This is a genomic window from Neolewinella agarilytica (genome assembly GCF_900110645.1).
Lineage (GTDB): Bacteria > Bacteroidota > Bacteroidia > Chitinophagales > Saprospiraceae > Neolewinella > Neolewinella agarilytica.
The window spans coordinates 15383-26371 of sequence record NZ_FOFB01000034.1 but is presented as its reverse complement, the minus strand read 5'-3'; the positions used below and the strand labels follow the sequence as shown (position 1 = coordinate 26371).

At 51.5% G+C, this 10989-nt stretch carries 4 protein-coding genes; 3 read left to right on the top strand and 1 reads right to left on the bottom strand.

All coding sequences use genetic code 11. The annotated features are described in order from the left end of the window. Window positions 1-149: 149 nt before the first annotated feature. The 3 genes from BM123_RS21500 to BM123_RS21490 all read left to right on the top strand — a co-directional run bounded on the left by BM123_RS21500 (window position 150) and on the right by BM123_RS21490 (window position 9758). Window positions 150-941 carry a T9SS type A sorting domain-containing protein gene (locus BM123_RS21500; RefSeq protein WP_090172798.1) on the top strand — a complete coding sequence of 264 codons (792 nt, stop codon included), beginning with the start codon at window positions 150-152 and terminating at the stop codon, window positions 939-941. Between the two features lie 58 nt (window positions 942-999). Continuing rightward, entirely contained in the window at window positions 1000-8691 is a 7692-nt protein-coding gene (locus tag BM123_RS21495) for a cohesin domain-containing protein (RefSeq protein WP_090172796.1), read from the top strand. Between the two features lie 98 nt (window positions 8692-8789). Then, entirely contained in the window at window positions 8790-9758 is a 969-nt protein-coding gene (locus BM123_RS21490; RefSeq protein WP_090172794.1) for a PorP/SprF family type IX secretion system membrane protein, read from the top strand. A 428-nt stretch (window positions 9759-10186) separates the two neighbouring features. On the opposite strand, the gene BM123_RS21485 is transcribed toward BM123_RS21490, so the two are convergent. Then, complete coding sequence (locus tag BM123_RS21485) at window positions 10187-10876, bottom strand: SDR family NAD(P)-dependent oxidoreductase (RefSeq protein WP_090172793.1); 690 nt, start codon at window positions 10874-10876, stop codon at window positions 10187-10189. Window positions 10877-10989 lie beyond the last annotated feature (113 nt).

Genomic DNA, 10989 nt, shown 5'->3' with positions numbered 1-10989 from the left:
AACCTTCCCTTGCACCTGCGCACCGGCGCCTAAATTACCCGCTAAAAAATGACCTGCCAATTTGCTGCCAACAGCTGGCCTAAATTAGTTACCTTAGCGTTGTCTTAGAGAGGCGGCCCCGGCCACCAATATATTATAATCCCGAATCGATGAACATACCCAATTTTTTCTGGCGCGTTACCGCGGCCTCGCTGCTGCTGGTTAGTGCCTTCCCTCTTTCTGCTCAAACGACCAGCTTCTTTGTAGAAGATGCCACTACTGACACAGAGTCAGAGGTGTTGGTGAACGTGCGGGGAATTGATATTGAAAGTGTTGTCGGCGTGCAGCTTTCCTTGTCATGGGACATTGAAGCCCTTGACTTTCTTGGGGTCGCCAATGTTGCGATGGACGGTTCTCTGGAGGAGAACTTCAACCAAACTAAGCTGGATACTGGTCGGATTGGCTACCTCGAAGTGGACGGTAGCCTGATGGGTTTTGATTTGCCGGACAGTACGATTCTTTTCAGTCTGCGCTTTCAGCCTAAAATGAGTGTAGGTCTGGAGACAGCCGTTGTCTTTGACAGCATACCTTTCAAAACAAGTGCAAACGATAGCGACAATAATCGCCTGGAACCCGAGCTAAAGCCCGGTACAGTCACCATTGAAGGCCCCTCCAGTGTTTCTGTCTTCGCAGAGGACCCACGTTTCACCGTTGCGCCTAACCCCGTCCATGACCTCAGTCAACTAAGGCTTCAACTCAATTACGGCGGGAATGCAACGCTGGAATTATTGACCATCGAAGGCAGAAGGCTACGGCAACAGCCTTATACTTTGCGGCCTGGTGCGAACACGTTTGAACTCAATGCCACTGATTTTGGTGCTGATGGCACCTACATTGTGAGAATAACGACCGACCGGGAGCAGCTCCACCGTAAGGTGATTGTGCGACGGAACGGCAGATAAGCGTCTCTCCAGCATTTTTTTAAGGACATCCGATTTAATCCCAACAACTGAAATTTAGATGAAAAATTTTTACCAACTGCTCTTCAGCGGGCTTTTGCTCTGCCTGACCGTAGGCCTGAGTGCTCAACCCCTGTCCGTAACCATCACCGATGCTGACGGACCCGTTGGGAGTGAAGTTTGCGTTGACATTATCGGGGCCAATTTCACGGCTATTTCCGGACTTCAATTCAGCATCAGTTACGATCCTGCTATTCTGGAATATGTGTCTGCCAGCGGTAATATTGGCGGAACGAATATGTCATTGGTTCATCGGGCCAGTAACCCAGGTACGATCCGTACTTCCTGGAACCTGTTTAGTACTACAGGATTTACGGATGCCGGCCCCTTTACGATGGCTACTGTCTGTTTTAACGTGCTGGCCGCAACGGAAACCCAGGTTCAGATTACGGATACGCCGATTCCTACAGAGTTTACAAATGATCAGAATCAGATCATTGAGAATGTAACCATTACCAATGGTACGATCAACTCAGGAATGACATCAATGCCTACTTGTAATGATGGCATTCAGAACGGTAACGAAACGGGAGTCGATTGTGGCGGCCCGGACTGTGCGGCATGCTCAACTTGTAGCGATGGAGTGCAAAACGGTAACGAAACGGGTGTCGATTGCGGCGGGCCGGACTGTGCCGCCTGCCCTCCGACTTGCTCTGACGGCATTCAGAACGGAAATGAAACAGGTGTCGATTGTGGTGGCCCGGACTGTCCGGCCTGCCCTACCTGTAACGATGGGATTCAAAACGGTAACGAAACAGGAGTAGACTGTGGTGGTAGCTGTGCACCTTGTACGACCGATATGGAATGTGGCGAAGGGTCCGCTTCCTTCAATCTTTGTATTGAAAGTATTTGTGACATTGCCGTTGGGGCACAGGCTTGTGTTGAGTTGACGGTTACCAACTTTACGAACGTAACGGCCATGCAGGTGAACCTGCTCTATCCCGGTGCGAACCTGGATTTTGAAAGCTTTACCTTCAATTCAGATCTTGGAGATCCACTGCAGGCAAATGAATTCAGCGATGGTGAAGTACGACTGGTTTACTTTCAGGGTTCTCAGACGGGCGTAAGTCTGGACGATAACGAGACGCTGGCCACGATTTGTTTTACTAACGAAACAACGGCTTCAACCACCATCCAGGGAGAACAACTTCGGGTATCCTCCACGGCCGGTCAGGTCGCTAACCCCATTGTAAATGATGGTAGCGTGAATGCCGGCGATTGTCCGGGAGGCACTACACCTACCTGTACGGATGGAATCCAGAACGGTGATGAAACCGGGGTCGATTGTGGCGGTAGCTGTACCCCCTGTACGACTATGCCAACTTGTAATGATGGCATCCAGAACGGTGATGAAACCGGGGTAGACTGTGGCGGAAGCTGTGCGCCCTGTGGCAGTAGTGGTGGCCCCAATACCGATTGTGGAAACGGTACTTCTGACTTGACACTATGTCTGGGGGATGCTTGTTCTATCCCTCAAAACGGGCAGGTCTGTATTGATATTACGGGAGGGAACTTCACGGGGGTTACGGCCTTTTCTACGGACATCAACTTTGAAGCCGGCCACCTTTTCTACCAAAGCGTCACTACGGCGCCACCTTTGGTGGATGATATCCAGGTAAACATTATTAATGCTTCGACCATTCGTTTACTCTACTTCCAGGGTTCTCAGAACGGAGTGTCGGTAGGCAATGGCACCATCCTTGGTACGCTATGCTTTACCAACCAGACTGCAAACAGCACTAACCTTAGCTTTAATAATTTGCAGGTAAACTCGCTAAGTGGCCCGGTCAATAACCCCGTAGGTAACGGTGGAACGATTAATGACAGCAGCTGTAACAGCACCATGCCTACCTGTACCGACGGCGTACAAAACGGTAATGAAACCGGCGTCGATTGTGGCGGCCCTGATTGTGCCCCCTGTACGGCCATGCCAACTTGTAATGATGGCATCATGAACGGTGATGAAACCGGTGTGGACTGCGGCGGAAGCTGTGCGCCCTGTGTAACCACTTGTGGTGAAGGAACGACGGATGTGCAAATTTGCGTAGGCAGTGAATGCGCGGACGCAGGTGCAGAGGTTTGTATCCCCGTCTTCGTCGGAAACTTCAACTCCCTGGGCGGCTTTCAGATGGTACTCGGGTACAACACGACAAACTTAACGTACAGCCGAATCATTCGTGCTTCCGAACTGGAAGACGGTATTCCTGATCCGGGGATGACCGTCCCGGGTGAAATCCGAGTAGTATGGAATGATGTTACTGGGGAAGGAGTAAGCTTCCCGGCTGACAACCCCGCTTTTGAACTTTGTTTCACGGCGAATAATACCACTGCAACCCCGATCACCTTTGTTGATCCCGGCAGCAGGCTACGGGCCTTCAATGAAATAGGGCAAACCCTCACCGTCACCGGCTCCGCCGGTGCTGCCAACTCCAACTGCCCGGGAACACCGACCTGTACGGACGGCATCATGAACGGCAACGAAACGGGCGTCGATTGTGGCGGACCCGACTGTGCACCTTGTGGAAATACCGGCGGACCCGACACGAACTGTGGTATGGGTACCAGTGCCGTGAGCATGTGCCTCGGTGATGCCTGTGATATCGCCAGTGGCGCTACGGCCTGTGTAGACATTACGGTTGGCAACTTCACCAACGTTACAGCTTTTAACGCACGGATTAATTTCTCCTCCGGTGCGCTCACCTTCTCCAGTATTACTTTCGATCCCGCGCTCGGGGACCCCATTCAGGCTAATATGCCAAACGCCGGCGAGTTACGCCTCCTGTATTTCCAGGGAAGCCAGACGGGCGTAAGTTTTGATAACGGTGACGTGATCGGTACGGTCTGCTTCACCAACAACATAGCAGGAACGACTGCGCTGGACCTAAATAATATCCAGGTAAACAGCACGAGCGGACAACTGCCCAGCCCCGTTGCCAGCGATGGCTCCGTCAATGGTTGTACAACAACGATGCCGACCTGTTCTGATGGTATCCAGAACGGTAACGAAATGGGCGTCGATTGTGGCGGCCCCGATTGTACGCCCTGTGTGGTGATGCCGACCTGTTCTGATGGTATTATGAACGGTAACGAAACGGGTGTCGACTGTGGAGGCCCTGACTGTGCAGCCTGTCCCACGAATCCTCTTGGCGTAAACGTAGGCGATGGAACGGCTCAGATTGGCCAGCAGGTCTGTGTGAACGTTACGGTTGCTGACTTTACGAACATCACCGATCTGGCGATGACCCTGAACTTCGATCCGGCGGTATTGCAGCTGTCTTCCGTAACGGCTAATCCGGCACTGCCTGGTTTTGGTGCGGGGAACTTCAATACGACCGCGAATGGTCAGATTGGCGTGAACTACTCTTCTGCTACGCCAAGAACGCTGGCCAGCAATTCAACCCTGTTTACCGTCTGTTGGACGGTATTAACCGGAGACGAAACAACAGTAAGTGTTACAAACGCAACCGCTACTAATAACATGGGGACCAACCTGACGGTGTCCTCTTCCAGTGGAACGGTTAACTCCGGCGGCGTAATCGAGTTTGATAACTTTACCATCGTGGCCGGTGACGGGAGCGCCGCCATGGGTGAAGAGGTCTGTATTGACTTCCCCGTTTTCAAGCTTCAGGGACTGGCCGGCCTTCAGTTTGCCGTGACCTATGATGCCACCCGCCTGCAGTTCAACAATGCAGTAGGAACGGGAGAACTTCAGGGGCTACAAGTGGCTAACCCAGAACCTGGTGTTGTCCGGGTAATCTGGTTTGACCCTAATGTAGGCTCTAACTCGGTAGATGACGGTCAGAGCATTCTTACGGCTTGCTTTACCGTATTGGAAGTCTGTGAAACGCCCATTGAGATTGTTGATTTGCCTCAGTTCCGAATCCGGGCCACGGATTCAAATAATCAGCCCATTAGCCCAATCGATGTTGTTCCCGGAACAATTAACGGTGGTACGGGAAGTTGTGGCGGTGGTGGTACCCCCAATAATCTGGTAATGGACCTGACGAACGGAGCCGGAAGCGTAGGCGAAGAAGTCTGTATTGACCTCCTCGTTACCGACTTTACGTCTCTTACCGAGCTTAGCTTCTCCGTTAACTATGATGAGTCTATCGTCACTTTCAACGGAGCAAATAACTTTGGCCTGGGAAGTGTTACGACAGCTAACGTTAGTAACCCCGTTCCCGGAACGATCACCTTCGATTGGGATGCTGCCAGTAGTACAGGCCAAACACTTTCCAACGGCAGTACGCTGTTGAGTTTGTGTTTCACGGTAGATCGCCTGATTGCTACTAACCTGAACTTTGCGAATAGCCCTGTACTCATCCAGGCAAGGAACGGTAATGGGCAAAATGTAGGCATTGTTCCCTCTGGTGGAAGCATTAACCCTAATGCACCTTCGGTAGACGGACTGACCTTCCAGATCGGTTCTGCTCAGGCAGGTGCCGGAGAAACTGTTTGCTTGTCGGTTATCGGCTTCGAGGCAGTCGACCTGATTGCTTTCCAGTATACAGTTAACTACGATCCGCTTATTCTCGAATATGTCGGTACCGATGATGACTTTGCCTTCCGCGGTGCTTTATCCGTAAATAACAGTCTGCCGGGTGTGCTGCGTATCGTCTGGGCTGATGCTCAGGCCCAGGGGAACTCCATCGCTGACGGAAGTAAACTATACTCTCTCTGTTTTCGAGTGTTGAGAACAGACCTTGGTATCGTAAGCTTCGGGGATTCGCCGACGGCTATTGAATTTGAAGATGTTAACAGCATCGTTAATGCGGAGTTGATCAACGGCCAGGTAAATGGTTCTCCCGCTCCTGCTATTCAAAACTCTGCGGTGAGCAGTCCTTCCTGTTCAGAACTAAGCGACGGCTCCATCAACCTGACGGTGTCTGGAGGAGGTAACCTGACCTATACCTGGTCTCCTAACGTTTCCACTTCGGCCAATGCGACCGGACTTGGTGCAGGAACTTATAGTGTAACCATCACTAACCCTACTACCGGGCAGTCCACGACGGGCTCCTATATGTTGACTGCTCCCGATCCCTTCTCTCTGACGGTTACGGATGTTGACGGTGTTAGTTGTAATGGAGAGTCTGACGGACGGATTACGATTGCTACCATTGGTGGTACACCAGGGTACACCATTGACTGGGAAGGGAACCTGCCTGATAATATTCTCACCCAAACAGGATTAGATGGCGGAACCTATTCCGTAACCGTTACGGATGCAAACAACTGTGTCCGGGAAGAAATGAATATTATGGTCGGAGAACCCGCTGAGGTTCTTATCGGTGGTACGCCCATTAGTATTACGGAGGATCCTGGTGGCGTTAACGTCGTAGTTCAGGGAGGCCGGATGCCGTTTGCTTATGCCTGGACCGGGCCCGAAGGATATACGGCTTCCGTAGAAGACATTGATGATGTTGTTATTCCTGGCACTTACTGCCTGACGGTTGCCGATAATAATGGCTGTGAAAAGACCCAGTGTTTCGCTGTTCAACAGGCCCTCAGCCTTGCGGCAGGAAGTGGCATTGTAGTTGACTCAGGCTGTTTCGGTGAAGACAATGGCTCCATCGACCTTACGGTGGTTGGAGGAAACGGTAGCTATAATTACTTGTGGACTTTCGAAGGTAATACCTTCTCCAATCTGCAGGATGTCGATGACCTGGCACCAGGTGATTATACCGTTATGATTACCAGCGGGACGGAAGAAATTTCGTCTACCATTACCGTAGAAGCACCAACTCAGATTGTGGCTCCGGGTACCGTTACTCCGGCAACGGATGGCGATAACGGTGCTATTACTATTACCCCAAGCGGCGGGAACCCACCCTATAGCTTTGCCTGGGCGGATGGACCAACAAGTCAGAACCGGAGCAACCTGGCTTCCGGTGAATACTGTGTTACCGTTACGGACGATAGTGGGTGTACAACCGAGGAGTGCTACACTGTTGGCGCTGCCGCCATTAGTTTTGTCTCTACTTCTACACAGCCATCTAGCTGTTCGGATGGGACGGACGGTGTAATTCGATTAGTAATTAATAATGGCGCTGCTCCCTTCAGCGTACGGGTGGAGCCAACAGGAACTGTAATGACCTTCAATGAAAACGACATTGAAGTTCCTGCTGCTCCGGGTACTTACCAGGTATTCGTAACGGATGCACAGGGAGGAGCAATCGATGTTGAACTTACGGTAGGAGCACCTGATGCAATCGCCGCTCCTGCTACCCTTACATCAGATACAGAAGACACCGATTGTTCCGGAATGATCAGTTTAAACATTGCGGGAGGAACGGCTCCTTATATGGTGAGCTGGAGTAATGAAGAAACCGGAGCGACTATCAGTCAGCTTTGTGCAGGAGACTACACTGCCACAGTGACTGACCAGAACGGATGTACGTTTACCACAGAGACCTTTACGGTTGCCCGGATTGAAGAGACACTTGATAATATCGATGATGTCGCTTGTCAGGACGGCACTGAAGGGCAGATAGAAGTAACCATCTCGGGTGGCGTTGAGCCTTATGTCTATAACTGGACGAGAACCGGCGAAGCAGAAAGCCTGGCAGCTACTGAAGACCTAATGGGTGTTGGCCCCGGCGATTACACGCTGACCGTTTCGGACGCTACCGGTGCTATGTTAGTAAGAAACTACACTGTCGGTATTTCCGCAGGCTTCACGGTCAATGCGTCGGTAGTATCCAACTACAGTGGCTTTGGAGTTAGCTGCCCTGACGCAACGGACGGCCGTATTGTTACCACCATTAGTGGCCAGGGGCAATTTACCTACCAGTACATGATTGGTGAACAGATTGTCGGTATCGATAGTGTACTGGAAAATGCAGCTGCTGGTGTTTATACCCTAACCGTAATGGATGACGGAGGCTGTGAAATTGTTGGTGCTATTGAAGTAACAGCTCCTCCGGCTTTGAGTATTACACCAACCGTTACAAACGTAAGTTGTGGTAGCGGAAACGATGGCTTGATTGCTATTGACGTTGACGGTGGTATCACCCCCTACAGCTACAGCTGGTCTAACAACGGTAGCGGGGCATCCATTCAGTCTCTGAGTGAAGGAGCGTATTCCGTAACCGTTACGGATGCTAACCAATGTGTATTAGTTGAAAGTTTCAACGTCAGTGCCCCTGAAGACCTGGCGGTTACTTTTGAAGCAACGGATGCTTCAGACGGATGTAATGGCAGTGTCCGCATTCTGCCGCTCGGCGGCAGCGGAAACTACCGCTTCAACTGGCCACAACTCCCGAACCAGGGCAATGACCCATTCGCCGAAGGCCTCTGCCCCGGTGACTATGAGATTGAAGTAACCGATGACAACGGTTGTCAGACCGTCCGTATGGTCGCTACCGTTCGGGATCGTCGCTTCCCCTGTCTCAGCACTCGCGAAGTCCTGACGCCTAACGGTGACGGACTCAACGAAACGCTCGTAATCTTCTGTTCTGAAGACGCTGATGCCGCTGATAATAACCTCGAAATTTATAACCGCTGGGGCCAGTTGGTCTTCGAAGTAAATGATTACAACTGTAGCGCCGATGAGACCGGAACCAATTGTTTTGAAGGTCTGACTAACAACGGAACGGTACTACCCGAAGGCCCTTACTACTATGTCTTCAATTTCTCCAACCCACTTGGGGAGCGTATGCAGCAGCGTGGCTCCTTTACGATTATTCGTGACTAGACTACCGATTGATTTTGATACCAGCCGTGGCGGATACCGCTACAATAGCTACCCGCCACGGCTATCTTTTTCCCAAAAACGACTAAGCAACGCTTATTATGAAAAAAATGCTACCCACCCTCGTTTTGCTCCTGGTAGCCATGGCGTCGGTCCTGAATGCTCAGGATGAAGCTATCTTCAACCACTACATCCAGAGCCCGATTATCATCAATCCGGCAGCAGCCGGATTCGCGGATGAATACATCATTCAGTTAAACACCCGCGCCCAATGGTCCGGCTTTGAAGACTCTCCGAAAACGGGCGTCATTCGGGTAAACGGACCCATTGGCGAAAGCTTTGGCATCGGCGCCTCCGTCTTTTCCGAAAGTGCAGCCCAGCGTAATCGCCTGAAGGGAAAGCTCGACGTGGCCTTCCGCTTCGGTCTTGGGAAAGAAGTTAAGGGCGAGCAGCCTTTCCAGGCTTCCTTTGGCTTTTATACGCTTGTACAACGGCTTTCGCTTGATGCCGACGTCATCAACAATCCGCAATACGAACCCGGTGACCAGGAAATTATGGCTTACCTCGACGGCCGGAATCAGTTCGATGCCGGTATCGGAATCTACGGTACCTATCTTGATCGCGTATTTGGTGGCCTGACCATCAATAACCTGGTGAGTAATCGTCTTGATAATATCTCCGGGCAAACAACGAGCGATAACTTCAACTTCACCTTCCTGTTGGGCCAACATTTCCGGATAGAAGACCTGGATGTTAATCTTACCCCCAGCATCATGATGCGGAACATACAGGAAGACGGCCACCCCTTCATTTTTGATTTCAACCTGCAGGCAGGTTTTCTGGATGATCAATTTATCGCCGGCCTCAGCTACCGCAACCTGAAAGCCATCGGCCTTCTCCTGGGAACAGAGATCAATGGCTTCCAGCTTTACTATTCTTTTGACCTCGGGTTTGGTGATTTTCAGCAGTACAACAACGGTAGCCACGAGCTAACCGTTGGCTACGCCATCGGGCGTGGTAGCATCCTCGATTCCCGTAAGCGTAAGGTGCAGGAAGAGAAGTTGAGATAAGCCTTCTATCGCTAAGGCTGGCACGACGCTTTTTTGCCAGCTATCTTCGACGGCCAGTATTCGGGAATTACACCCGAAATACTGGCCGTTGAAGGTTTTGCCCTTGGGTTCAGCAGGAATTCTCACCGGGTGAATATGGCCTTTTAGGAGAACTCTCCTGCCCGGGTTGCACGAATTAAGTCGTTTACTTACCTTTGAAGAGCAGTAGCAGCATATAGTTGTACTGCGGATCAAGACTTTGAGTTATCCCGCCCTCCTCTACAAGGGGCAATGCTATCTACAAAACCAACGAATTCTTAACCAGTCCTCTTTGAGGATACGGTACTCCTTTGCTCAGGTCCTTACGGGCATTTTCATCGGAGAAAGATCTTAAATCGGTTTTTGGGATGGCCTCTCTTCCGCGTTTCGGGAGAGGGGTTTTTTCTTACTTAAAGTGCTCCCAGCCCCCCATCCATACCAACAATCTGTCCGGTCATAAAGGCTGCCCGTTCGCTCAGCAAAAAGGCTGCCATAGCGGCAATTTCCGAGGCGTCCGCTACCCGTTTCAAGGGGTGACGGTCAGCACTGGCTTGTCGCTTGTCTTCCGTTGCTAACAGTTTTTCCGCCAGCGGAGTATCCGTCAGGGACGGAGCAATGGCGTTGACCCGGATGTTCGGTGCATACTCCGCCGCCAGGCTCCGCGTCAGGCCTTCGAGAGCTCCCTTAGACGCCGCTACGCTGGCGTGAAACGGCATGCCCCGCTGCACCGCAACGGTGGAAAAGAAAACAACTGCCCCCAAAGGAGATTTCTTCAACGGTCGCTCCACGGCCTGCAGGCAACGAACGGCACCTACCACGTTCAACTCAAAAGATTCCCGGAAGGCAGACGCTTTCAGGCTACGAAAAGACTTCAGATTGATACTGCCCGGGCAGTACACCAGCCCGTCCAGCTCGTCGGTAATACTATCTTTAGGCGGGTCGCTTTCACCGGTAACGTCATAAGCGGTAAAGGAAACAGAGGCCGGTAAGTCACGCTGCTCCCGTGCCCACACGGAAACCGAATGCCCCGCTTCCAGTAACTGATCAACAAGTGCCCGGCCAATGCCCGAGCTGCCGCCCACAATAAGATAGTTTGCCATAGTAAATTTTCTTTACCGGCCTAACGGTGGAAGGGGAGAATGGTTGTGAATGGGTGCGTAGTACCGGGTACGAGGTGCCGGATGGGCAGCGGTAAAAAAATCTGTGCTTTTAT

Excerpts from the sequence above, each read along its gene's own strand:
- BM123_RS21500 (WP_090172798.1), top strand. The coding sequence starts at position 150 with ATGAACATACCCAATTTTTTCTGGCGCGTTACCGCGGCCTCGCTGCTG.
- BM123_RS21495 (WP_090172796.1), top strand. The coding sequence starts at position 1,000 with ATGAAAAATTTTTACCAACTGCTCTTCAGCGGGCTTTTGCTCTGCCTG.
- BM123_RS21490 (WP_090172794.1), top strand. The coding sequence starts at position 8,790 with ATGAAAAAAATGCTACCCACCCTCGTTTTGCTCCTGGTAGCCATGGCG.
- BM123_RS21485 (WP_090172793.1), bottom strand. The coding sequence starts at position 10,876 with ATGGCAAACTATCTTATTGTGGGCGGCAGCTCGGGCATTGGCCGGGCA.